At 60.8% G+C, this 23,144-nt stretch carries 21 protein-coding genes; 8 read left to right on the top strand and 13 right to left on the bottom strand.

The genetic code is table 11. From position 1 onward, the window contains the following. Positions 1-43 precede the first annotated feature (43 nt). From ACR0J8_RS17930 to ACR0J8_RS17900, 7 genes are all read right to left on the bottom strand, one after another. Complete coding sequence (locus ACR0J8_RS17930) at positions 44-1,255, bottom strand: saccharopine dehydrogenase family protein (RefSeq protein WP_480523690.1); 1,212 nt, start codon at positions 1,253-1,255, stop codon at positions 44-46. Between the two features lie 24 nt (positions 1,256-1,279). Then, complete coding sequence (gene speA, locus ACR0J8_RS17925) at positions 1,280-3,169, bottom strand: biosynthetic arginine decarboxylase (RefSeq protein WP_480523688.1); 1,890 nt, start codon at positions 3,167-3,169, stop codon at positions 1,280-1,282. Positions 3,170-3,272: 103 nt separating this feature from the next. Further along, positions 3,273-4,358 carry a DUF1513 domain-containing protein gene (locus tag ACR0J8_RS17920; protein WP_480523686.1) on the bottom strand — a complete coding sequence of 362 codons (1,086 nt, stop codon included), beginning with the start codon at positions 4,356-4,358 and terminating at the stop codon, positions 3,273-3,275. A 5-nt stretch (positions 4,359-4,363) separates the two neighbouring features. Continuing rightward, complete coding sequence (locus ACR0J8_RS17915) at positions 4,364-5,374, bottom strand: imelysin family protein (protein WP_480523684.1); 1,011 nt, start codon at positions 5,372-5,374, stop codon at positions 4,364-4,366. Between the two features lie 3 nt (positions 5,375-5,377). Continuing rightward, positions 5,378-6,925 carry a di-heme oxidoreductase family protein gene (locus ACR0J8_RS17910; protein ID WP_480891478.1) on the bottom strand — a complete coding sequence of 516 codons (1,548 nt, stop codon included), beginning with the start codon at positions 6,923-6,925 and terminating at the stop codon, positions 5,378-5,380. Then, on the bottom strand, positions 6,885-7,370 hold the full coding sequence (bfr, locus tag ACR0J8_RS17905; RefSeq protein WP_170806895.1) for a bacterioferritin: 486 nt from the start codon (positions 7,368-7,370) through the stop codon (positions 6,885-6,887). Before bfr ends, ACR0J8_RS17910 begins: the two co-directional genes overlap by 41 nt. After that, positions 7,318-7,551 (bottom strand): (2Fe-2S)-binding protein, encoded by a 234-nt coding sequence (locus ACR0J8_RS17900; protein WP_480441791.1) that lies wholly within the window; start codon positions 7,549-7,551, stop codon positions 7,318-7,320. The genes bfr and ACR0J8_RS17900 overlap by 53 nt, the downstream gene beginning before the upstream one ends. Between ACR0J8_RS17900 and ACR0J8_RS17895 the strand changes: the two genes are divergently transcribed. Beyond that, positions 7,501-7,644: a hypothetical protein gene (locus ACR0J8_RS17895; protein WP_480891484.1), complete on the top strand. Its 144-nt coding sequence runs from the start codon at positions 7,501-7,503 to the stop codon at positions 7,642-7,644. The two genes, ACR0J8_RS17900 and ACR0J8_RS17895, sit on opposite strands and share 51 nt — an antisense overlap. 125 nt (positions 7,645-7,769) lie before the next feature. Here ACR0J8_RS17895 and ACR0J8_RS17890 read toward each other — a convergent pair whose 3' ends face one another. After that, positions 7,770-9,041 carry an imelysin family protein gene (locus tag ACR0J8_RS17890; RefSeq protein WP_480891475.1) on the bottom strand — a complete coding sequence of 424 codons (1,272 nt, stop codon included), beginning with the start codon at positions 9,039-9,041 and terminating at the stop codon, positions 7,770-7,772. A gap of 256 nt (positions 9,042-9,297) precedes the next feature. Between ACR0J8_RS17890 and ACR0J8_RS17885 the strand changes: the two genes are divergently transcribed. Further along, positions 9,298-9,822 carry a ZrgA family zinc uptake protein gene (locus ACR0J8_RS17885; protein WP_480523679.1) on the top strand — a complete coding sequence of 175 codons (525 nt, stop codon included), beginning with the start codon at positions 9,298-9,300 and terminating at the stop codon, positions 9,820-9,822. 30 nt (positions 9,823-9,852) lie between these two features. Here the strand turns inward: ACR0J8_RS17885 and ACR0J8_RS17880 are convergent, their stop codons facing one another. Beyond that, on the bottom strand, positions 9,853-11,481 hold the full coding sequence (locus tag ACR0J8_RS17880) for a N,N-dimethylformamidase beta subunit family domain-containing protein (RefSeq protein WP_480523677.1): 1,629 nt from the start codon (positions 11,479-11,481) through the stop codon (positions 9,853-9,855). Positions 11,482-11,602: 121 nt separating this feature from the next. After that, a complete protein-coding gene (locus ACR0J8_RS17875; protein ID WP_480523675.1) occupies positions 11,603-12,478 on the bottom strand; it encodes a LysR family transcriptional regulator in 876 nt (291 codons plus the stop codon). Between the two features lie 106 nt (positions 12,479-12,584). Between ACR0J8_RS17875 and leuB the strand changes: the two genes are divergently transcribed. From leuB to ACR0J8_RS17845, 6 genes are all read left to right on the top strand, one after another. Continuing rightward, the gene (gene leuB / locus ACR0J8_RS17870) at positions 12,585-13,670 is read left to right on the top strand and encodes a 3-isopropylmalate dehydrogenase (RefSeq protein WP_480891471.1); all 1,086 of its coding nucleotides are present in this window, start codon (positions 12,585-12,587) and stop codon (positions 13,668-13,670) included. Next, positions 13,667-14,746, top strand: a complete 1,080-nt coding sequence (locus ACR0J8_RS17865; protein WP_480523672.1) for a GMC family oxidoreductase — start codon at positions 13,667-13,669, stop codon at positions 14,744-14,746. Before leuB ends, ACR0J8_RS17865 begins: the two co-directional genes overlap by 4 nt. A gap of 81 nt (positions 14,747-14,827) precedes the next feature. Beyond that, positions 14,828-15,331, top strand: coding sequence for a GMC oxidoreductase (locus ACR0J8_RS17860; RefSeq protein ID WP_480523670.1), 504 nt, complete (start codon positions 14,828-14,830; stop codon positions 15,329-15,331). After that, the gene (locus ACR0J8_RS17855; protein ID WP_480891467.1) at positions 15,328-16,812 is read left to right on the top strand and encodes an aldehyde dehydrogenase; all 1,485 of its coding nucleotides are present in this window, start codon (positions 15,328-15,330) and stop codon (positions 16,810-16,812) included. The genes ACR0J8_RS17860 and ACR0J8_RS17855 overlap by 4 nt, the downstream gene beginning before the upstream one ends. 68 nt (positions 16,813-16,880) lie before the next feature. After that, positions 16,881-18,218 (top strand): MmgE/PrpD family protein, encoded by a 1,338-nt coding sequence (locus tag ACR0J8_RS17850; protein ID WP_480891463.1) that lies wholly within the window; start codon positions 16,881-16,883, stop codon positions 18,216-18,218. Next, positions 18,215-19,762 carry a trimethylamine methyltransferase family protein gene (locus ACR0J8_RS17845; RefSeq protein WP_480891461.1) on the top strand — a complete coding sequence of 516 codons (1,548 nt, stop codon included), beginning with the start codon at positions 18,215-18,217 and terminating at the stop codon, positions 19,760-19,762. The genes ACR0J8_RS17850 and ACR0J8_RS17845 overlap by 4 nt, the downstream gene beginning before the upstream one ends. Here the strand turns inward: ACR0J8_RS17845 and ACR0J8_RS17840 are convergent, their stop codons facing one another. Genes ACR0J8_RS17840 through ACR0J8_RS17830 form a run of 3 tightly spaced genes read right to left on the bottom strand, consistent with a single transcriptional unit; the run spans position 19,763 to position 23,087 of the window. Further along, positions 19,763-21,082 carry a lanthionine synthetase LanC family protein gene (locus ACR0J8_RS17840; RefSeq protein ID WP_480523663.1) on the bottom strand — a complete coding sequence of 440 codons (1,320 nt, stop codon included), beginning with the start codon at positions 21,080-21,082 and terminating at the stop codon, positions 19,763-19,765. Then, positions 21,079-22,005: a T3SS effector HopA1 family protein gene (locus ACR0J8_RS17835; RefSeq protein ID WP_480523661.1), complete on the bottom strand. Its 927-nt coding sequence runs from the start codon at positions 22,003-22,005 to the stop codon at positions 21,079-21,081. The genes ACR0J8_RS17840 and ACR0J8_RS17835 overlap by 4 nt, the downstream gene beginning before the upstream one ends. Positions 22,006-22,007: 2 nt before the next feature. Next, positions 22,008-23,087 (bottom strand): phosphotransferase family protein, encoded by a 1,080-nt coding sequence (locus ACR0J8_RS17830; RefSeq protein ID WP_480523660.1) that lies wholly within the window; start codon positions 23,085-23,087, stop codon positions 22,008-22,010. Between the last annotated feature and the right edge of the window lie 57 nt (positions 23,088-23,144).

The following is a 23,144-nucleotide window of genomic DNA, read 5'->3' as shown; positions in this document are numbered from 1 at the left end:
GCCCCCGGACCCCCGGAGTATTTGGGAAAAGATGAAGACCAGATCAGAATTCGACGGGACCGTCGAGTTCGTGAACCTGCCACGGCAGGCCGTGGTCGTTCAGCATGTCCATGAAATCATCGGGGTCGAGCTGTTCCATGTTCCACACGCCGGGTTGAGTCCAGTTGCCCTTCAGCACCTGTGCCGCGCCGATCATCGCGGGGACGCCGGTGGTATAGCTGACCGCCTGGCTGCCGACCTCGGCATAGCATTCCTCGTGGTCGCAGATGTTGTAGATGTAATAAGTCTTCTCGCCCGAGCCATCCTTGGCCTGACCCGTGGCGATGTCGCCGATGCAGGCTTTGCCCTTGGTTTCCGCGCCCAGATCGCCAGGATCGGGCAGCAGGGTTTTCAGGAACTGGATCGGGATGATTTCCTTGCCGTCGTGCATCACCGGGTCGATGCGGGTCATGCCGACGTTTTCCAGCACTTTGGCGTGGGTGATATAGGCGTCACCGAAGGTCATCCAGAAGCGGGCACGCTCGATCTCGGGGAAGTGGGTCGAGAGCGATTCCAGTTCCTCGTGATACATCAGGTACATGTTTTTGGGGCCGATGGCGGGGAAATCGAACTCGACCTTGTGTGTCATTGCCGGCGAGTGTTTCCATTCGCCGCCTTCCCAGTGGCGGACCTCGGCCAGCACTTCGCGCAGGTTAATCTCCGGGTTGAAGTTGGTGGCGAATTCCTGATCGTTCGAGCCGCCATTGGCGTCCAGAACGTCGATCTGACGAATGGTGTCCAGCTTGTGTTTCTTGAGCCATTTGGCGAACACACTGGTCACACCCGGATCGAAACCCGAGCCGAGGATGGCGGTCAGGCCAGCCTCTTTGAACCGCTCCTGATAAGCCCACTGCCAGTGATATTCGAACTTGGCCTCATCCTCGGGCTCGTAGTTCGCGGTGTCGAGGTAATGGATACCGGCCTCAAGACATGCATCCATAAGAACCAGATCCTGATAGGGCAGGGCGAGGTTCACGAGGATTTCCGCGCCGGTCTCCTTGATCAGCTTGACCGTGTCTTCGACCTTGTAGGCGTCCAGTTCTGCGGTGGCGATATCAACGCCCACAAGCTCTTTCACCGATTTGGCGATGGCGTCGCATTTCGATTTCGTGCGGCTGGCCAGAGTGATCTCGGTGAAGATGTCCGAATTCATTGCCATCTTGTGCACGGCGGCGTGGGATACGCCGCCTGCGCCGACAACCAGTGTTTTGCCCATGGGGTTTTCTCCTCTCACAGGGGGTTATTCGTAATAGGTGTAGCCGTTGATCGAGTCGCGGTAGGCGCTCATTAGGGTTTTGCGGTCCTTGGCTTTCAGAGTACCGGTCGAGATCGCCTCGTCCACCATTTTGCGGAAGGCAGCGACGCAATCGCCGGGGTCAAACTCGACATAGGACAGAACTTCGGAGATGGTGTCGCCTTCCTGCTCGTGCAGCAGGTCGAAGCCGCCGTCAGCGCGCAGGTCGATGGTGACGACGTTGGTATCACCAAACAGGTTGTGCAGATCGCCCAGCGTTTCCTGATAGGCGCCGACGAAGAAGACGCCCATGTAGTATTCGCCGTCTTCAGGCAGCGAATGCACCGGCAGGCTGGGAGAGACACCATCGGCCAGGATGAAGCGGTCGATTTTGCCGTCGCTGTCGCAGGTGATGTCGGACAGGACCGCGCGGCGGTCGGGTGTTTCGTTCAGTCCCTGCAGCGGCACGATCGGGTGCAACTGGTCGATGGCCCAGACATCGGGCAGGGATTGGAACAGCGAGAAGTTGCAGTGGTAGATATCGGCCACTTTTTCAAGCTGGTCGTCCACATCGGTTTCCAGATCGTCGCTGGCCGCAAGCGCCTTGAGGCGGGTCATCAGCGACAGGTAGATGCGCTCGGCCCGGGCCATCTGGCGCAGGTCGACATAACCGCGGCGGAACAGGGCACGCAGTTCATTGCGATAGAAGGTGGCGTCGTTCCAGCATTCCTGCAACCGGTCGATGCTGAGGTAACTGGACACAGCGGCCAGGTCCGAAACCATATGGTGGTCATCGGGTTCCACCTCGGGTCCGTTGGGCGCATCGTAGAGCGTGCTTTCCAGCACGTTGAACAGCAGCATCGACGAGGTTGCCACCACAGCGCGACCGCTTTCGGTGACCAGAGTCGGGTGGGCCACTTCGGCCTCATCCATCGCGTAGGCCACGGTTTCGACGACATTGGCGCAGTATTCCTCGACCGTGTAGTTGATCGAGTTCTCGGCGGCTTTCTTTTCGCCGGTATAGTCCACACCCATGCCGCCGCCGAGGTCCAGATGGGTCAGCGGCACGCCTTCGCGCGTCAGCTCGGTGTAATAGCGGCAGGCCTCGCCCACGGCGCGGCGCACGTCGTTGACGTCCTGCACCTGAGATCCGAGATGCGAGTGCTGCAGCTTCAGGCAATGCAGCAGACCGGCCGCTTTCAGCTTGTCGACAGTAGCGACCAGCTGATCGGTGTTCATGCCAAAGGCGGACCGGTCGCCCGAGCTTTCTTCCCATTTGCCGCTGATCTGGTTGGTCAATTTGACCCGGACACCGATCAGGGGCTCGATGCCCAGTTCGTTATATACCTCGATCACCGTGTCAGCCTCTTTCGGGCTTTCCAGCACGATGACGGTGTTAAAGCCGATCTTGCGGCTGAGGATTGCCAGTTGGATGAACTCGGCATCCTTGACGCCGTTGCACACGATTAGCGCTTCGCTGGCCAGACGATGGGCAAGCGCGATCACCAGTTCGGGTTTCGATCCGGCTTCCAGGCCGTAATTGTACTTCTTCCCGAACTCGACGATCCGGTCCACGACCTGCGCCTGTTGGTTCACCTTGATCGGGAAAACACCGCGATAGTGCCCCTTGTACCCGGTACGGGCAATCGCATCACGGAAGCTTTCATTGATATGAGCGATCTCGTTTTCCAGGTAGGAACTGATACGCAAAAGCATCGGGGCCCTGATGCCGCGTTCCTCAAGGTCGCTCAGGATGCCGGGCAGGCTGATTGCCGCAGCCTCTGGTGCCATGGGATTGCGCAGACCGATCTCGCCCTGCTTCGTCACCTCGATGAGGCCTTTGCCCCATTTCTCAACCCCGTAGATGGAATGCGGTGCGTTGGGCGTATGTTTCAATCAAGTCAGTCCTTGTACGTCTGGAGTGCCGGTTTTGCGCCCGCCAATACGGCAGCAGTTTGATTCGTCCAAGTGTAATCTATGCGATGGAAAATGCCGAGGTTCAGCCAAACGCCCGGACATGGATCAGGTGGTTGTCCCATTGGCAGTCCAGTTGGGCCAAATTGTTGGCGCTGATGCCGCTCAGGCTGCCGATCACTCCGGTGCCGGTGGTAAAGACATACCCCTTGGGCCCTGCGCTTAACCCGCATACATCGTCAAGCTGGTGGATGCTGGCCAGTCGCCCGTCTGCGACATTGAACTGATGCAACGCGTTGCCGCGCGGGCAGGTGATCGCGACGGTTTCGCCATTGGCAGAAAACGCGATACTTCCTGCGTAGCCTTGAAGCGTGGCTTGATCGGTGTCGGGTGCCGCCAAAAGCCTGGGCGCCTGACCACGGTGATGCAGGCCCAATAACGGCGGGTGAGCGGTCGCGTCGCCCTGCCATTGCATGGCAAAGGCAACAAGTCCATCCCGGCGCACCGCCAGATGACGGGTCGAGCTCTTGTGCATCGCGCGCGGCAGTTCCACCGTCTCCAGAATGTCGCCGGACAGGTCAAGATAGGTCAGGTTGGGTTGCATCACCGGCAGGTTCAGCTTGGTGCGGCCCGTGTCGGGATGGGTCTCGATCCCGCCATTGGCGACGACCAAAGAAACGCCATCCGGCATCAGGCGCAAGTCGTGCGGGCCGATACCGCCCGAGGAAATCTCTCCGATCCGGGTGTAATCTTGGCCGTTCCAGATGCCGATGATGCCCGCGCCAGCGTCATAGTTGTTTTCGGTCGTGTACAGCCTTGTTCCATCTCGCGAATAGGTGCCGTGGCCATAGAAATGGCGCCCTTTTGGGGCCTGCAACTCAGCGATTTGCGCCCCAGTGGCGCAATCAATCACCGCGGCAAAGGTACCGGGACGGCGGGCAAAGGCCACCGCCTGCGGCAAGTGTGGATGCGCGGCGGCGGCGTGGCCCCGGGCGGGCAATGGCAGGGAAAACAGGATGGTTCCGTTCACATCCAACCCGGCCAGGCGGTACGTATCATCCGGGAATAACGCTGCAGCCAGATAGTCAGGCCCGCCCACCGACGCCCACCCTTTCATCGGGGCAAGACCGGCGGCGGTCAGACCGGCCAGAAAGCGGCGGCGGGTGGTCATGCGGATCAGTCTCCGTCCAGTGAGTTGAACCCGGCGCTAATGCCAAGGGTCGGGCCGAGTTCGGTAGAGGCAATAGCGCGGATGTCGTTGATCGACTGTTGCAGCGTTTCGACCCGGATGCGTCCCTGTGGATCGGCGACACCCGCAAAGGCCGGATCGTCCAGTGATTGTGCCCGGCTTATGGCTCTTGCAAAGGCGGCGTCCAGATCATCGGCAATCCCGGGATGACCGGTCGACAGATGAGTGGCAAGATCGTGCAAGGCGATCAGCGACAATTCCACATGGCGCAGCGATCGTTCGGACCGGCGTGCCTCGGCCCGGTTGGGGCGGGGGCGGTCATGCGTTCCCATGGGGCGGCCAAGGCGGGTGTCGGCGGTAAACTCCAGACCGGTGATCAGGGCTTTAAACAGTTCCTGCATCGCTTCATCATCGGACCGGTAAGGGCCGTCGGGTCCGGGTCGAGCCATTTTGCCGGCATAAGACTGCCAGTCGTTGTCGATAGCCCGCGCATTCCGTTCGATATCTGTCGCGATGGCCCGAACCAGCGCGCAGCGATAGTCATCCGCGCCTGCCACGGACAGTTGCGAGTCGAACAGAACCTGCTCCAAAGCAAAGAAACCGCGTCCAGCGATGGATGTTTCCGCGAATCCTTCGGCGGAATAGACCGCATCATCTTCCCGGGCGATCAGTCCAGACAGCGCCTTGGGCGTGAAACCCTTGCTGTCGGGCCAGAACGCCAGGGCAAAGGCGCGGTCATCGGTTTCCGACGGGCCAAAGCGCAGGTGGCTGGCAGAAACCCATGCGTCGAAGGCATCGTGATAAGCCGCCTGCAGATCGGGGGCGTCCATTGAGCAATCCGCTTGCGACGATGCTTTCAGTGTACCGGACATGTCCGCAAGCTGCGCAAAACGCGGCAGGATGTGGGATGGCACCGTGTCCGCGAGTACAGCCTGACGATCCTGAGCCTGGACAGCTATTGGCAGTATGAGGGCAGCCAGTAAGGTGAGAATTCGCATGAGTCAGAAACTTTCGAGGAAACGCACAAGGGCGTCGCGGTCGGCTTTTGGCATCGAAACAACACTGTCCCGCGCCGCCTGCGCCTCACCCCCATGCCACAGGATGGCTTCAAGCAGCGACCGGGCGCGCCCGTCATGCAAAAACTGGGTATGGCCGGACACCTGCTCGGTGAAGCCAATGCCCCACAGCGGTGCGGTGCGCCATTCCCGGCCATCGGCGCGGGCTTCGGGGCGGTTGTCTGCAAGTCCCTCGCCCATGTCGTGCAGCAGCAGGTCTGAATACGGCCAGATCAATTGAAAGCTGTGTTCAGGCCGGTTGTCCATCCGGTGCGTGACGAAAGCGGGCGTATGGCAGGAAACACAGCCGGAGGTGTAGAACACCTCTTTCCCGCGCAGCACTTGCGGATCATCCACATCGCGTCGGGCCGGAACGCCAAGATTCTGGCTGTAGAATGCAACCAGGTCCATGCTCTGCTGGTCAATTTCGAATTCCCGAATGTCCTGATCGCCATGGGGGGCCGCAACGCAAGCAGTCTGGCGGTCGGTGCAATCGCCATGCGGGGCCGGGTAGAGCGGGCTGGAAATGCCGATATCACCGGCAAAGGCGGCGGCGGATTGTTCCATGATCGTCGGCATTCCGGCCTTATGGCCGAACCGGCCAATCATCGGTTCACCAAATTCCGCTGACCAGACGATATTCGGTCGTCCGGAAATTCCGTCGCCATCCATATCTTCGGGATCGGCGTTGGCCAGCAGATCGTCGACCGGAATGGCTTCAAGCAACCCCAATCCGATCATCTGAGGCGCCACGCGGGGGCTGAGCATCGCGTATGGGTGCAACGGGCCGTATCCCAGATCTGCCGCGCTGTAGGTCGGGCGGCGCAGGATGGCAGTTTCGCCTTCCGACAGTTCAACGGGAACATCCTCATATGCGATATCCAGCCGGTATTCGGCCGGATGGCCGGGCAAGGCAAGGTCCTGCATCTGGCCGCCATAATTCGGTTCGGGACGGGTGGCGATGTAGTCCTCAATCTCGGAATACCCGTCGTCGGGGCCACCGGGAACAGACACGCGCAGGAACATCGATATCGCGCTGTCGTCCGGGCCGTTGGGCGTATGGCCGCGCCCGTCCTTGATGTGGCATCGCTGACAGGATCGGGCGTTGTAAAGCGGGCCCAGACCGTCCGAGGCCAATGTAGATGCGGGGGACGAGACCCAAATCTTTCTGAACAGCCCGTTGCCGACTCGGAAATCCAGCTCCTGCTCGAAGCTCAGATTGCCCGAGGGTTGTGAAAAGGCATCGGCGTCCTGGCGCGCCCGCACGGTGGCCGCCCCGGCGGGCAGGTCCTCGAACCGTTGCTGCGCGCTGAAATCATCGGGCAACGCCGTGACGGCGGAGATCCGGTTGCGCTCTTCCTCCGTTCTGGGCTGGAAGTTCAGGTGAATGTCACGCAGTTCGGCGGACAGGGAGGGGATGGCCACGCACGTGACCACCGACAAAAGACAGAGTTTAGTCCACTTCGTCCATTTTCGACGCGTTGAGCTGCGCATAATTGGCTTCGCCGATCCTTTCATACAGGTCGAGCTGCGTTTCGAGGAAGTCGATATGGCCTTCTTCATCGCTGATCAAATCCTCGAACAATGACATCGACACATAATCACCCGCCTCGCGGCAATATTCCCGGGCTTCGACATAAAGCGCTCGCGCATCCTGTTCCGCCGCCAAGTCGCATTCCAGCGTTTCCTTCGGGGTCTGGCCGATCCTCAGAGGATCGAGTTTTTGCAGGTTGGGATGCCCTTCCAGGAAGATGATCCGTTCGATGAGCTTGTCGGCATGGCCCATCTCTTCGATGCTTTCCTCGCGGCTTTTCTTGGCCATATGGCCAAGGCCCCAATCCTCTTGCAGGCGGTAGTGCAGCCAATACTGGCTGACCGCAGTCAGTTCATGCCGCAGGGATTTGTTGAGGTATTCGATGACTTTGGGGTCGCCTTTCATCTGCACTCTCCTGTGTTGCTCCGCTGCGCAGGGCGCGGAGTTGCATGGGGACTTCCAGATTATCGCAGGACCGCATCGAGTCGAGAAAAAGCGGCATGCATCCGCCACAATCCGCTGATTTCCCAAGCGCATGGTAGATTTTTCCGGGCGTGATCACCGTGTGCGGGTCAGACGCGCGCATCCAGTCGATCGCGGCGCGGATGTCGTGGTCCGAGATATGCGTGCAATGGCAGATGATCATGGTAATGCGCCCATTTTTACGGTCGAGCTTTGATGTCAGTTGGGGGTTCGGATGCGGTTTTTCACATCAATCCCCGGTGATCCGGATATCCGGAAGCACCCGCTTTCAGATGCTTCCGGTTCAGTCAGGCCGGGAGGGGGTGTCCGACCAGACAGGTCTTATTCGAACACCGAACCTGGGTTATCCAGGCTGTCCGAGCCTTCGATGCTGACCTGATCCAGGTCCAGCGCAGCCACGACACGCTCAATGGTCTTGGTCTGGTCGATCAGGCCGTTCACACCGCCCATGATCAGGACCTCACCGCCTTCATTGCCGCGTTCCAGCATCTGGTCATAGGCAAAGCCTGCCTCGGCTGTCGATTTCAGACGACCCAGCGCCTGCATGGTGTTTGCCAGCTTGACCTTCATCTCAGCGTCCAGCGACGGGTCGGTGGCCAGTACCAGATCCGACAGCGACGCACCGGAAACCGGTGTGCCGTCGATGCGGGTATAGCTGCCCAGATAGACGTTCTGAATGCCCAACCCATCGTAGTAATGACTGTTGTGAGTGTTGTCCGAGAAGCAGTCATGCTCCTCCTCGGGGACGTTCAGCATCAGGCCAAGGCGCATCCGCTCACCCGCCTGTTCGCCATAGGACAGCGAGCCCATGCCGGTGAGGATGGCGCTGACACCGGCCTTGTCGCTTTCGGCCAGCGCGGCGCGTGCCGCACCGCCTGACTGCCACTGGGCGGCCATCCATTCCAGATCGCTGACCAGCAGTTCGGTTGCGGCGCTCAGATACTGAGCGCGGCGATCGCAGTTGCCGCCGGTGCAATCGTCACCCTGCACATAGTCGGTGTAGGGACGGTTTCCCGCGCCCGAGCCGTGGCCGTTCAGATCCTGGCCCCAGAGCAGGAATTCAATGGCGTGATAGCCGGTTGCGACGTTGGCCTCGATGCCGTCTGCTTCGTGCAGGGTTTCACTCAGCAATTCGGGCGTGATTTCGGCGGCGTCGATAGTGTTGCCGGACAGATCGAAACTGGGGTTGGCGATGACGTTCAGCGCCGCAAACTCATTCTCGTCGGTCGGTCCGCCGTAGGAGGCGTCGACATAGTCGATCAGCCCCTCATCCAGCGGCCAAGCGTTCACCTTGCCTTCCCAGTCGTCGACGATGGCGTTTCCGAAGCGATAGACTTCGGTCTGCTGATAGGGCACGCGGGCCGCGACCCACGCGGCGCGTGCGGCGTTCAGCGTGGCGTCGGACGGATCGGCAATCAGTGCGTCGACGGCGGTTTGCAGGGATTTCGCGGCAATCAGGCTGTCTTCAAACGTGGCTTCGGCGATATTGGCATAGGTGTTCAGAACGTCCGCCCGGGAGGGCGCATCAGCGGCAATTGCTGAAGTTGCGGCAATTAGTGTCAACGTACCCGCTGCGGCAAAGCGTTTGGTCATGATGATTTTCTTTCCTGTCAGAAACAATAGTTCGGGTGTCTTGTGGCAGGCACCGTTCCGCCTATAGCTGATTTAATTAGTCAGGAATGTCAACCTGAGTTTTATTGTCGGAAATAGCCGTATTATGTACCGAACCGCGCCCCCTACCCATATCTGGCGAGGTCTGGCCGGGGTGCTGACATTGCGCGATTGACGGATCGGAATACAACAAAGCCAGTGATTCTTTTTGAACGGTGCACTGGTTATGAAAGCAGCGATGGTCGCATTTTCTCTGATGCCAGTCGTTGTTCTGGCCGAAGAATCCAATATTTCTCAATCACATAGCCACGGTACCGGAACACTGATCGTTACCCATTCCGATAAGAGCATACAGCTCTCATTGTCCGCGCCCGGAGCGGACATCGTCGGGTTCGAACATCCGGCGGAAAACAACGACGATCGCGTGCTGGTAGCCCGGGCCGTGTCGGACCTGTCCAAACCGCTGGAGTTGTTTGAACCTCCGGTCGAAGCTGGCTGTTTTAACGCGTCAGCGAATGTAACGCTGACCAGCGTCGCACAGGGGCAGAGCGACAAGGCAGGTGACGAACGGCATATGGAATTTGTTGCCGACTATCGGATCACTTGCCAGAACGCAGAGCAGCTTGATCGAGTAAAGTTCGCGTATTTCGACAGGTTTCCGAACGCAGGGATGCTGCGGCTTCAGGTTGTTTGCGGCGATGTTGGTCACGTAAAGGAAGTTTCCCGCACAGACCCGATTGCCGGTTTGGCCTGCACCCAATAGCACGCAAAGCAACCGAGGCGTCCGCGACGTTCAGATACCGAACCGGGTCAGTACGTTCCTTGTGATCCGTTCAACCTGCCAGTCCCGCCGGGTCAGCCCCATGACCCATTCACAGGTGGCGGCGTTGAACACCTCACCCTTGCCGCGGTGCCAGTGCACGATCACCCCGTTGCCGCGGGTGCTGCGGTCCAGCGTTTCTTCGGTGATCTCTCCAAAGATTGCCTGCGCTTTGAACGTGGCATCATCGTCACCGATGTAGACGGTTTCACCCCAGACGCCATATTCCGGCTCGATATTTGTGGCCAGACCCAGCGCAAGGATTTCGACCTCCGGATAGGTGCCGTCATTTCCGGTGGCAAAGGGCAGGCCATCCTCCATCCGGTAGTCGACGCCATCCACCTCGTACCCGAAAATGCGTGAGGTCGCCCCCAGGTGGTCGCCGTAACCCAGTTGGGTGCCTGCAAACGCCCAGTGCCGGGGGCGATAGACGGTGAAACCGCCGCTGCCCTGACCCGCGCAACGTCCGAGGCTGGCATACACGCCCCCCAGTCCGTTTGCGCCAAAGGTCTGCGCGCCGGGCCAGTTGGTGGGGGCGACCTCCCATGCGGATGTGACCAGATGGTCCCGGTTCGTCCCTACCAGAGGGTCCTGATCGGCATTGTACTTGTAGCAGACCTGCTGATGGCCCTGATCCTGGATCCGGGTCTGCCATAGGAAGTTTCCGCCAAACCGCGCCACCTTGCCGCCGTTTTCGGTGAACCGGTCCAAGGCGTGGCGCATCGGGGCAGACCAGTATTCGTCGTGACCCACGAAAATCGCACATTTGTAGCGGTTCAGCAGGTCCGGGTCAGCATCAAGATCGTGCTGAGTGGCAAAATCCAGATCAAAACCGTTCGCTTCGGCCCACACAGCAAAATGCCGCTCGTAACTGGCCCAGCCGGCCGAGGCGTATTTCTTGGAGTACCCATAGGAATAGGCCCATTCCATGTAGGGGTAACGTACCATTCCACCGGGCACATGCGGGGCTTCGGGAACCGCGCGCGGGGCGCCGTCGGGCAGTTTACAAAACCCACGGGTCCAGGGGCGCCGGGTCGAAACCACGGGCGAAAACGCATCGCCGTCTGGGCCCGTGATGCCCTGATAATGGTTCGAACCTCCCCAGCAGTTGTAGGCCAACCAAGTGCCGGTGGCACAGACCAGAACGTAAGGGGCGGGCACGCGATCCGCCGCGCGGCGCAGCAGAAACAGGTGATGCTCTTCGACCCGGTCGCCGTCCTGCTCCGCACTGAAGGTGATCAGGTATCCGCCCGGGCGCCAGTCATCGGGGATGGTGAATTCGTAGGCGACGGCCCAGTCACATCCATTCACCGAACAGTCCGGCGGGGTGGTTTGGTGCATGCCGGGCAGGTTGGTTTTGTGAAGCAGCGGCTCGTAATCCGGCCCGTCGCGGCCAATTTCCAGTGTCCAGTTTTGGGCAGTGGTCGAAACCCGCAACGCAACCCGATCGCCCGGTGTATAGGACATGCGGTCCGTGTAGCCCCAAATTTCCAGAACTGAGCCGTCCCCGGCCGGTCCGATATAATAGTTATCCAGAATGTGGCGGGCCTTGGCGCGTGTGCGCGGCGTTGTTGCGGGGCCGGGATTTTCCGATCTGGTCATGGGGCTATCCTGTATCGGGTTGCTGCGATCCGCTGTGCCTGCACGGTGGTTCGATCATGGCGAGAAACCGGAAAGCGGAAAAGCAAAAACGCTGTCCCCGTTGGGTGAGCAGGGCCAAACCCTATGCCGCCTGTGCGATCCAGTTCTGAAACAGGTGTGCGCCGGTCTTAGTTTTCCCCAAGGCCGTGACCGAGCAGAAGTAGCCGCGTTTGCTGTCATGCTCGTGGTCACAGGCCAGCGCCAGGGTTCCGTTGGCCAGAAACTCGTCAATCAAGGGCCGCCAGCCAATACCGATGCCCAGACCGTTCTGAATGGCGCGCAGATAGACCATGAAACTGAGGTAGGTGTCATGGCCGGGTGGTGGCGGCACTTTCTTTCCGGTTCCCTGGAAATACCGCCCCCAATCGCCGTTGTGGTCACGCTCGGACATATGCAGCAGTTTTTGCCCGGCCAATGCCGCGCGGGAATAGGGTTGCCCGTCGTGCAACAGGTCGGGGCGGCAAATGGCCACCATGCGCTCGGGGAATATTTGCAGCGATGGGCAACCCGGAATGCCGTGTTCGCCGAAAAGAATAACGACGTCACATTTTGCCGGATCATAGTCTGGGTTTTGATCCCGGGTGACAATCTGGAGCTTGGTGTCGGGGTGATCCGCCTGAAACCCGGCCAGTCTCGGCAACAGGTAAAGGCTGGTGAAACCGATGCTGGCGCTGACCACGATCGTGTCCTCGTGCGCGCGGGTTCGCACCGCGTCAAGCCCGCCTCGGATGGCCCCGAATCCTTGTGACACTGCCTTGGCCAGCAAAACCCCGTCTTCTGTCAGGGTCAGGCGAGGCTTGGTGCGGACAAAAAGCCGGGTCCCCAGTTCCGCCTCAAGCGCCGCGACATGGCGACTGATCGCGGGTTGCAGCACGTTCAACTCCTCGGCTGCACGGGAAAAGCTAAGGTGGCGGGCGGCGGCGTCGAAGGCGTTGATCTGGTGCAGGGGAATGGACATGCGTCACAATCATTCATTTTAGGAACAATATTCATTCATCATTTCCGTCTTTTTCTTTCGCTGCAAGCGGGCAAATCTGTTTGCGGAACCAAATCAGGGTCGTTCCATGGAAAAGACGATTCTTGCGCTGGGTGGCGATGGCATCGGTCCCGAGATCGTGGGCTATGGACTGCAGGTGGCCGAAGTGCTGGCGCAGCGATACGGTATTGCGCTGTGCGTCAGGCACGGGCTGCTGCACGGCGCTTCGTGGGAGGTGCATGGCACGTTTTGCACGCCCGAGGTTCTAGAACTTGCAAAGGCATCGGATGCTGTTCTGGTGGGCGCGGTCGGCGGACCCGACTGGGATGACATCCGGGTATCCGGCGGCGCGGAATGCCAGGACGGGCTGATGTATCTGCGCCACCATCTGCAGACCTATCTGGGGCTAAGGCCCGCGCGGGCATGGGCAGGATTGATGAACCGGACCCCGTTCCGGGCCGGTGTTGCCGACAGGGCGGACGTTTTGATCCTGCGCGAAATGTGTGGCGGTGCGATGTTTGCCCGCGAACGCGGCCAGCGTCGGGTCGATGGGGTGCGGCAGGGTCATGACCTGACCGCTTATGACGAAAACGAAGTCGCCCGGTTTGCACATGGTGGGTTTCAGTTGGCTCGCGAACGGCGCAGGCGTCTGATCAGCTGCGACAAATCCAATGTCATGGAAAGCTACAAACTGTGGCGCAACGTCGTGACCGAGGTGGCGCAGGAATACCCGGATGTCGAATTCGAAAACATGTTCGCCGACAATTGCGCCTATCAGTTGATGCAGCGGCCTGCTGATTTTGATGTCGTGTTGTGCTGCAATCAGATGGGAGATGTGCTCAGCGATCTGACGGCTGTGTACGCGGGGTCACTGGGTATGCTGCCCTCGGCAAGTCTGAGCGCCAGTCCCGCCCGTGGTCCGGTGTTTGGCATGTATGAAAGCACCGCCGGGTCTGCGCCGGACATTGCGGGTCAGGGGATCGCCAATCCGGTCGGGACGATCCTGTCGGTCGGGATGATGTTCAAATACAGCTTTGGCCTGCCCGACCCTGAAAACCACCTGCACAGAGCTGTTTCTGCCACATTGCGGGACGGGATCATGACGCCCGATCTGGGCGGCCCAGCAACCGGCGCCGAGATGACCGGCGCCATTCTGGACAGGCTGCCGCGATGAATAGTTCCTTCGATTATGTCATCGCCGGAGGCGGCTCGGCCGGATGCGTTCTGGCGGCGCGGCTGGCCGAAGATCCGGACATATCGGTCTGTCTGGTCGAGGCGGGAGGCGAGGGACGCGATCTGTTTATTCGGATGCCTGCGGGGAACGGATTCGTGTTCGGCAATCCAAGGCTGGACTGGGGCTATACATCCGTTGCTCAGCCCGGATTGGGGGGCCGTTGTGTTTACTATCCGCGTGGCAAGGCGCTGGGCGGGTCCTCGATCGTCAATGGCATGATCTACATGCGCGGCGTTGCAGCGGATTATGATCTGTGGCGGCAGGAAGGGCTGACCGGATGGTCCTACGCCGAGGTCCTTCCTTATTTCCGCCGGGCCGAAGGTGCCAGTGACAGACGGGATGCCTGGCATGGCGCGGATGGCCCCCTGAAGACGGAACCGGCGCGCAATTTCGGCCTGATGGAGCAGGCGTTTATCGCGGCGGCGGCAGCCGTCGGGCATCGCGAACTGGACGATCTGAACGGTCCGCACAGAACAGGCGTGGCGCGCAATGACAGCACGGTTGCCAAAGGCGTCCGGCAGTCGGCGGCGATTGCCTACCTGAAATCCCGGCCAAAGAACCTGACCGTCCGCACGGGCGTTCATGTTGCGCGGGTTGTCACCGAAGACTGCCGGGCCGTCGGACTGCTAACCTTGACGGGTGAGGTCATCCGGGCAGAGCGCGAAGTGATCCTGTGTCAGGGCGCCATCGGGACGCCGCAGTTGTTGATGTTGTCGGGGATTGGACCGGCAGATCATCTGCGGTTTCATGATATCGATGTTTTGGTCGACCTGCCCTCGGTTGGCGCGCATCTTTCGGATCATCCGAATGTGTCGATGCAGTTCGGATCGGACCGCGCGGACCTGAGCCACGCCAAACATCAGCGTCTGGACAGGGCAGCTCTGCTGATGGGAAGATGGTTGCTGAACGGATCGGGCCCCGGGGGCGGCGCTTTTTTCTCGACAGTGCTGTTTCACGCCTTCGACGACCACAAATGGCCCGAGCTTCAGGTGCACATGACCCCGATGGTGGTTTAGGAAAACCTGGGTGACGGTGCGCATGAAACTGTGCCGTTGCTGAACCGATTAGGCCGCAAGTTACTGGTGCGTGGGCGAAAGATGGCGCGACCTGGTGTGCAGATCGACATCAATCTGGAGCGCCCGATCTCGGAGGGTACGGTTCGATTGTCCGGCCCGGACCCTCTTCTGCACCCGGTCATCGACCCCAAATACTTCGCCGACCCCCGCGACCTGGAGTGTCTGAAGCGTGGCGTTGCCACGATGCGCGAGGTGATGGCACAACCCCAGATCGCGCAATATCTGACGGGTGAAATCGGCCCGTGGCTTGGGGCCAAAACCGATGCGCAGATTACCGATGCCATCCGAAGAACCGCCTATACCGGCCATCACCTGTGCTGCACTGCCCGGATGGGTGATGTGCTGGATTCCCAACTGCGCGTGCACGGGGTTGAGGGGCTGCGGGTTTGCGATGCCTCTGCCATGCCCGCTCAGATCACCGGAAACCTTTATGCAACCGTTGTGATGATGGCCGAGAAAACCGCCGACATGATCCTTGGCCGGGCACCTCGTCCCGCTGAACATCCAATGGAGACCGCGTCATGAGCAATATCCGGACCTTTCGGCACTTTGCCGGGAACCAATGGCACGACCCGGCGGGCGGCGCATATATCAACAGCGAAAACCCCGCCAACGGAGAAGTATGGGCCCGTGTACCGGACTGCCGCGAAACAGATGTGAACCGAGCGGTCGAGGCGGCGCGAAAGGCATTTTACGACGGACCCTGGGGACGAATGCAGCCCGCCGAACGCGGGCGGGTGCTGCGCCGGATCGGGGACGTGATTTCCCGACACGCCGAGCGTCTTGGGGTGATTGAGACACAGGACAACGGCAAGCTGCCTTCCATGATCACGCCGGGCTTGCAACCCGGTCAGTGGCAGGTCGACAGTTGGCACTATTACGCAGGCATGTGCGACAAGTTCGAAGGCCGTGTGATACCGGCCGAGGCACCGGACATCCACAACTACATGACATGGGAGCCGTTCGGCGTGGTGGCACAGGTGCTGCCGTGGAACTCTCCGTTGGGTACGCTGATCTGGAAGCTTGCGCCTTGTCTGGCGGCGGGAAATACCGTTGTGATCAAACCTTCGGAGCATTCCAGTTGTTCGACGCTTGAGCTGATGGACATCTTGCTCGAGGCCGATCTGCCACCCGGGGTTCTGAATGTGGTCACAGGGTATGGGCCGACAACCGCCAAACCGATGATCGAACACCCGGATGTGCGCATGGTCAGTTTTACCGGCGGCACGGCTGGCGGGCGGGCCGCAGCAATCGCGGCTGCGCAACAGGTCAAACCGGTGGTGATGGAACTGGGCGGCAAGTCGCCGCAAATCGTGTTTCCGGATGCGGATCTGGAACTGGCGGTGAATGGCGTGGCTGCCGGGATATTTCCACCCGGTGGGCAAAGCTGCATTTCCGGCTCGCGCCTGCTGGTGCATGCCGAATTGATCGAAGATTTCACCGACCGCCTGTTGGATGTCGTGAAAAAGGCGCGGGTCGGCGACCCGCTTGATCCCGCAACCCAGATCGGACCGATAGCCAACCGGCCACATTATGAATTTGTTCTGAGCCGGATCGCCGCCGCTGAGGAGGCCGGTCACAACCTGCGACTGGACGGACGCACGGCCTGCAGGGACAAGGGCTACTATATCGGTCCCACCATCTTTCCCGATGTCCCGAATTCTGCCGATCTGGCGCAAAACGAAGTTTTTGGCCCGGTTGTCAGCACCGAAGCCTGGACCGAGGAGCCCGAGGCCATTCGCGTCGCCAATGATACGGTTTACGGGCCGGCCGCCGGGATATGGACCCGCGATGTCGCACGCGCGATGCGGGTGGCGTCCAGGATCGAGGCCGGGACCGTCTATATCAACAACTACTTCAACGCAGCCACCCAGTCGCCGGTTGGAGGCATGAAACAATCAGGCTACGGCCGCGAAAACGGCTGGGAAGGGATGCGCTGCTTCATGCAGACCAAATCCGTCTTGCTGTCGACGAACCCGCATCAACCTGATCCATTCGCGGATTGAGTGGGTGCGGGCATGAGCATTTGGATGACGCTGCTTTCCGGGTCCACTCAGCCGAAAGGGGGTACACCGTGACGGCCATTGAAACACTTGCGCAATTTGCGGTTGCGGCCCGCCCGGACCCGTCTGTACAGGCGCAGATTGCCTCGGCGGTTGTCGATTGTTTCGGGTGCATTCTGGCTGGCGCGAACAGTGCGGTGGCGCGTCAAACGCGGGCTGCGTTGGCCTTGGTCGCGCCCGGTCCGGTCTGTGTTTACGGTGCGGATCAGACCCTGTCGGCTCCGGTTGCCGCGCTGGTAAACGGGGTCGCGGGCCATGCCTGGGATCTGGATGACTGGGAAGAGCCGGGAAATACCCACCCGACTGTTGTTCTGCTGCCCGCCTTGCTGGCGGCCGCGCATCTGACCCCGGTTTCCGGAAAGGACCTGATGACGGCCTATGCCGTGGGGGCCGAAATCATCATGCAATTGGGTAAAGCGGTGTCATTGGCGCATTATGCACGCGGATTTCATTCCACGGCCACGCTGGGTGTCATCGGTGTCGCCGGGGCGGTTTCGCGGTTGTTGGGGCTGTCGGCGGACCAGACAGTGCATGCCCTGTCTTTCGCGGTGTCGCAGGCGGCGGGCTACACAAGGCAATTCGGGTCCAACGCCAAGCCCTTGCAGGCCGGTTGGGCCGCCCGCAACGGTGTTGAGGCCGCCTTGCTGGCAGCCCAGGGCCTGACGGGGCAACTGCATGTAATGGACCACGAACGCGGATTTGCAGGGCTTCTGAGTGCCTATGATGCGAAACGGTTCTCAGACGTCATGTCGCGGTTGGGGCGGGACTGGGCTCTGTCCGATTATGGGCTGATCCTGAAACCCTGGCCCTCGTGCGGATACACGCACCGCCTGATGACTGCGGCGGTGGAAATCCGTTCGCGACTGGCCGGGTGCGTGCATGGGATTACGGCCATCGAGGCATTCATGCCGGATTTCCACTATGAAATCCTGCCATTCGATCGCCCGGCATCGCGTACCGAAGCCCTGTTTTCGGCTCCGGCCTGTGTTGCGCAAATCTTGGCAAAGGGACAGCTATCGCTGCGCGACAGCGCAGATGCGTTCTGGGCCAACCCCGAAGTTGCCCGGTTGATCGACTTGACCACCGTCAAGGCAGAACAGGCCAAAAACCCGGCGCTGAATTATGACCCGGATCAGCCAGACAGGCTCAGGGTTGAACTGACAGGTGGCGAGATTGTCCAGACCACCTGCGCCGCCCCTCTGGGTCATCCATCCAACCCAATGACGCCTGACCAGTTGGCGGACAAGTTTTCTGGTCTGACTGGATTGCCTGAGGACAGTTACAAGACTGCACTCAACTGGCCGCAGGCGGACAACGTTGCCAGGTTTTTTGACAGGATCGACCGATGACTGCACGTAAACGCAACGGCGGTCGCGCGGCCCGCAGACACGCAAGACAGGATGGCGCGGGAATGGGCGTGACCGAGGCGATCTGGCCGGGGATCGAAGGCGGAAAGTTCGCCGCACTTTCGGCCCGGGAACTGTCGATGATCGACACCACGGCGATGCGTATTCTTGGGGAAATCGGGCTGAAGGGGGCGACCCGGGACTGCATCGACACGGTCTGTGCTGTTGGTGGATCCCTGACCACGGACAGGCGGCTGTTGTTTCCCGAACCTATGGTGCGGCGGGTCCTGGAAACCGCCGGCCGCGGGTTTCACCTGTTTGGCCAGCGGCCCGAGCATGATTTGGACCCGTCAGGTGCGCGAACGCATTTCGGCACGTCGGGTGCGGCGGTTCATATCATCGACAGCGAAACCGGTCAGATCCGCGACACGACCTTGCGCGATCTTTACGATATGGCGCGGCTGGCCGAAGCGCTGCCCAACATCCACATGTTCCAGCGCACCGTGGTGGCTCGGGACATCACGGACCCGCGCGAGATGGATCTGAACACGCTTTACGCGTGCCTGAAGGGAACGGCCAAGCCGGTTGGCACCTCATTCGGTTCGGCAGCCGTTCTGGAAGAGGCCGTCGGTATGCTGACGATGATCACCGGCGGTCCAGAGGCGCTGCGGGCACGGCCGCCGCTTTGTATCTCAACCTGTTTTGTGGTGCCGCCGCTGAACTTTGCCGAAGATGCGCTGGAAGTCATCGCGACTGCCGCGCGCCATGGCATTCCGTTAAAGCTGGTTTCGGCGGGGCAGGCTGGCGCCACCAGCCCCGCACCGCTGGCCGGGGCGGTTGCCCAGCAGACCGCCGAGGTGCTGGCAGGGCTGGTATATGTCAATCTGCTGAATCCCGGTCATCCGGCCACTTTTGGAGCCTTACCCTTTGTCAGTGATCTGCGCACCGGTGCGATGTCGGGCGGCAGTGCGGAACAGGGGCTGCTGATGGCGGCCTGTGCACAGATGGCGCGGTTTTATGATATTCCTTGCGCAGTCAGCGCAGGGATGACCGATAGCAAGATGCCGGATTTTCAGGCCGGATATGAAAAGGGCTGTACCGAGCTATTGTCCGCGCTGTCGGGTGCGAACCTGATCTACGAGGCGGCAGGGATGTATGGTTCGCTTCTGGGCTGTTCGCTGGAAAGCTTTGTTCTGGACAATGACATGATCGGGTCGGTGATGCGTGCGACGCGCGGTTTCGAGGTTTCGGAAGAAACACTGTCCCTTGAAATCATCCGCGATGTCTGTGTCGGAGGGCCGGGACATTTTCTGGCGCATGACCAGACGCTGAACAGGATGGAAAGCGACTATTACTATCCGGCGATGGCGGACCGGCGCACGCCACAGGAATGGGCGGCGGCGACAGACAAGGATTCGCTGGAACGGGCCCGGCAGCGTACCCGCGAATTGCTGGCGGCCCCCGATCCCGGTCATATCCCGGATCGGGTGGACGCGGAAATCCGCGCGCGGTTTCCCATTCGCCGGCTGGGACGCGCCAAGGGTTGATCAGGCGGGATCCCCGCGCTTGGGCGTAGGCAATACGAGGCCGGATGGCCGGAACCGGCCTGGGTCGCTGAGGCCCAGATACATGCGCCCGATCCCCGCCAGACCAAGCATCAGGCCAGGTGTTTCACCGCCTTCGACCAGGCCGCATCTCCATTCCTCGTTTGCAGGGGGTCGCATTGCCAGACCAAGTTCGCGGGCCAGGGCTATTGCCTCGGGATCAGGGCGGAGCTGAGTTGAGTAGATCAGGGGTTCGACGATACTTCCAAGGCCATGGCAAACGCTTGCGTTTTCTTCGAAACCGGAGCGTTCGGTGGTCAGAGCCTGCCGCGCCCGTCGCTTGCAGGCGAAGATGGCGGCGTTGGCTTCTGCAAGGGCTGTCTTGTCGCCTGTCAATTGCCAGGCCCGAAGCCGCGACAACGCGATGCCGCCCGACCCGTAACACCAGTAGGTGGGGTAAACCATCGCTTTGGGGTCACCGGCCTGATCGGCCCTGACATCGCGCAGATCGGGCCAACCGCATTGGTGGCGATCGAACCATTGCCGCTCGTACTCAAAGGCGCGGAAACCGGCTTTGCGATAACGTTCGTCCCGGGTCGCGGCCCAAAGCTCCAGCAGCGCGAGCGCTGGGGAAGAGGCACCGTGTGCAAGGCCGCAATGTGGAAAGGCGTGTGACGTTTCCGCATTTTCTTCCTGCCAGGACAGCCCGATACCGGGTCCGGGCTGCGCCCGGTCCAACAGCCATTCGCCATTGAGGTGACAGGCGCGCAAAATATTATCGCCTGACGCCCCCCCGTGCAGAGTCAGCAAGCCCGCAATCGTTCCCGATGGCCCGGCGATCAGGTCAAAGCTGCTATCCTGGGGTGGTGCCGCTGTCAGAACTTCGTGCAGAAGGTTCGTATCGTCTGCCATCTCCGTTTCTGGCAGTATGTCGTACAGGGACCGAACGGTGCCCAGAGTGCCGATGAGACCGCTGAACCATCCGTGCGGTGTGACGCTGCGCCGTTCACGTATCAAATGCATGGCGCCGTTGGCTGCGCTGGATGCGGTGTTGGCGTAGTCCGGATTGCGGGTCTCCCGCCACATTTCCGCAAGAAACAGCGCAACCCCGGCCAGTCCGCCGTAAAGGGATTCGTCGATTGTCTGGTAAACGGACCGCCATTCCCCGTCGACCAGATCCATTTCATACCCAAGCCAGGTGCAGCAATCGCCGTCCCGAATAGCATCGCGCACCAGTTGATCCGCGATTGCAGTGGCGACCGCAAGAAAGGCCGGGCCCTGGTCGCCGCCGGGAGGCGGGGGTGATGGGTCCAGTTTTCTCACGGCAACGCGTACTCCGGGCTGTCGGCAGCTTCGGCCCACGGCCGATCCGGTGCGATGCCTTCGGACGAGAATACGGCGCGCACGGATTTGACCCAGTCCGTGGGCTGATCGACACCGCGATCAACGCATTGCAGGACACCCCGCGCCACCAACGCGCATCGGGACGACCCAAAGCTTTCACCCCGTGCTGCCGGGTCGTCGGCCACGCCGACCCCGGGACAAAGCCTTCTGGTCAGGGGGGGAACCGGATCACACAGGTCGTCGCATGCACGCCTGGCAGTAGCGGCGATGGCCTCGGCGGCCTGTGCGAAATCTGGTCGGGGCAGATAAAGGACAAGCGCATCCCGGCGGTCATATTCGGCCGGTCGCCTGGGGCACTTGAGGAAATATGGGAATACGTCGCCCAAAGCCTGACTCAGCGCGTGAACCAGAACAGGTGCACCTATTGGCATTGCGTTCCAGTACACCCGGACAATCGGGTGCCGGTTTGCATGCCAGGGTTCCGAGAAGGTGACGTAATCGCCAGGGTTCATGGTTTCGGAATCCCGGCGGGCCACAACCGAAACGGTGTCGCCGGGGCAAATACGTGCGCCACGGCCATCTTCGGGCAGGCAATCGATCACGTGGAGCACCCGCCTTTCGCGTCCGCGCGTTACGGCAACCTTGCCGCGTCTGGACACTTTCGCGACATGCCACCCTTCCTCCCATCGGTGCGAGGATGCGTGCGCTGTTCTCAGCAACTCGCACAGATCGCGGTCTTCTGCATTCAGGCCCGGTTTTTCACCGACTGCACAATACCAGTCCCGATAGAGCGCATCCGTCAGGGGGGCGGGATCGCCGCTCCTAAGGGGTCCACTGGCCAATACCCGCGAAATGACGTCAAACGCCGCAGGTAAGGCCTCGTCCAGCGCATCAGCACCCATTGCTATACCGATCCTGTTCCAATTCGCGGCCCGTCCCGAAGAAGGGTTTCAAGCCATTTCGGAGTCTGGCACACCCTCAGCGCCATGGCCAAGGCTACCTGACTGCGCGTCCCGTCCGGGCTTTCCATCGATTGCAACTCGAGAGTGGTCTGGACAAGTCGGATACCGGTGTAGAGGCTGCATCTTTTCAGGAAATCCGTATTTGCGGATCCTAAAGAGCCGGTGGCGCGCGTGTAGGCTGAATACAGATGGACCGCAGCCCGGCAGGCTTCGTTTTCAGGGACAGAGGCCAGTGGCTTATTGTCCGGGCTGACGGGCGGTTGCGCCAGCTGAAGGTACTCCTGCACGGCCGTTGCGACGTCCCAGGCGGGATCGCCCAGACCCGCCAGTTCCCAATCGACCAGCCGGATCTGCACCGTTCCATCCGGGCCGGACTGCAGCAGGCAGTTGTCCCATTTGAGATCGCCATGGATGAGGCAGGTTTCCCGCCATCTTGCCTGAGCGCGGTTGATGCAGGCCATGACCGCCGCACGCGCAGCCGGATCGGGCAGGAGGTGATGCAACTGTTCGTGCAGCCCACCGGAATCCCCGGCCAGCATCCAGGGACGAGCCGAGGGAAGGTGCGTGTCATCTACGTGTCCCTGATGCAGACGGGCCAGCACGTTTGCCAGACCATCAAGCACGGCTGGGTCATCCAAGGGGTTGCGCCCCATGAAGTCGTGCAGGGTTGTGGCCGGGTCCAGAAGTTCGGTGATCAGGATGCCTCGATCCGGATCGGAATGCGCCAGATAGGGCGCGATGCCGGGGCTGAGCGATTGTACCGCCTGATAGCAGGTTATCTCGCGCCGGTTCCAGTTGCTGGCGGATCGGGTGCCCAATTTGACCAGAAACATTCCCTGTCCGCCCAGATGAACCGTGGCTGTTGTTGCGCGGTCACGCCGGGTTGCCATGATGCGCATGCCCTGTTGCACGATCCGCGCCGCGGGGATCAGGTTACACCTGCGCAGAACAGAAGCGACCCGTTCTTCCGCACGCGGCCTGCGCGATGGTTCTGTGTTCGAACGAATGGCTGCATCGGTCATGTCGTAAGTCCCTCAGGAACACCCCCGGGCGGTTGGCCCGAGGGTGCGTGGTCGTTA

Source organism: Ruegeria sp. N11 (assembly GCF_056531525.1).
Note: the sequence above shows the minus strand (reverse complement) of the source record. Positions and strands in the feature narration are given on the sequence as shown.

Bases quoted from the DNA above. Each gene is read 5' to 3' on its own strand.
- leuB (WP_480891471.1), top strand. From the start codon at position 12,585: ATGGAAAAGACGATTCTTGCGCTGGGTGGCGATGGCATCGGTCCCGAG.
- ACR0J8_RS17885 (WP_480523679.1), top strand. From the start codon at position 9,298: ATGGTCGCATTTTCTCTGATGCCAGTCGTTGTTCTGGCCGAAGAATCC.
- ACR0J8_RS17910 (WP_480891478.1), bottom strand. From the start codon at position 6,925: ATGCGCAGCTCAACGCGTCGAAAATGGACGAAGTGGACTAAACTCTGT.
- ACR0J8_RS17865 (WP_480523672.1), top strand. From the start codon at position 13,667: ATGAATAGTTCCTTCGATTATGTCATCGCCGGAGGCGGCTCGGCCGGA.
- ACR0J8_RS17875 (WP_480523675.1), bottom strand. From the start codon at position 12,478: ATGTCCATTCCCCTGCACCAGATCAACGCCTTCGACGCCGCCGCCCGC.
- bfr (WP_170806895.1), bottom strand. From the start codon at position 7,370: ATGAAAGGCGACCCCAAAGTCATCGAATACCTCAACAAATCCCTGCGG.
- ACR0J8_RS17895 (WP_480891484.1), top strand. From the start codon at position 7,501: ATGGTAGATTTTTCCGGGCGTGATCACCGTGTGCGGGTCAGACGCGCG.
- ACR0J8_RS17920 (WP_480523686.1), bottom strand. From the start codon at position 4,358: ATGACCACCCGCCGCCGCTTTCTGGCCGGTCTGACCGCCGCCGGTCTT.
- ACR0J8_RS17855 (WP_480891467.1), top strand. From the start codon at position 15,328: ATGAGCAATATCCGGACCTTTCGGCACTTTGCCGGGAACCAATGGCAC.
- ACR0J8_RS17860 (WP_480523670.1), top strand. From the start codon at position 14,828: ATGGCGCGACCTGGTGTGCAGATCGACATCAATCTGGAGCGCCCGATC.
- ACR0J8_RS17930 (WP_480523690.1), bottom strand. From the start codon at position 1,255: ATGGGCAAAACACTGGTTGTCGGCGCAGGCGGCGTATCCCACGCCGCC.
- ACR0J8_RS17835 (WP_480523661.1), bottom strand. From the start codon at position 22,005: ATGGGTGCTGATGCGCTGGACGAGGCCTTACCTGCGGCGTTTGACGTC.
- ACR0J8_RS17890 (WP_480891475.1), bottom strand. From the start codon at position 9,041: ATGACCAAACGCTTTGCCGCAGCGGGTACGTTGACACTAATTGCCGCA.
- ACR0J8_RS17900 (WP_480441791.1), bottom strand. From the start codon at position 7,551: ATGCGCGCGTCTGACCCGCACACGGTGATCACGCCCGGAAAAATCTAC.
- ACR0J8_RS17915 (WP_480523684.1), bottom strand. From the start codon at position 5,374: ATGCGAATTCTCACCTTACTGGCTGCCCTCATACTGCCAATAGCTGTC.
- ACR0J8_RS17845 (WP_480891461.1), top strand. From the start codon at position 18,215: ATGACTGCACGTAAACGCAACGGCGGTCGCGCGGCCCGCAGACACGCA.
- ACR0J8_RS17880 (WP_480523677.1), bottom strand. From the start codon at position 11,481: ATGACCAGATCGGAAAATCCCGGCCCCGCAACAACGCCGCGCACACGC.
- ACR0J8_RS17830 (WP_480523660.1), bottom strand. From the start codon at position 23,087: ATGACCGATGCAGCCATTCGTTCGAACACAGAACCATCGCGCAGGCCG.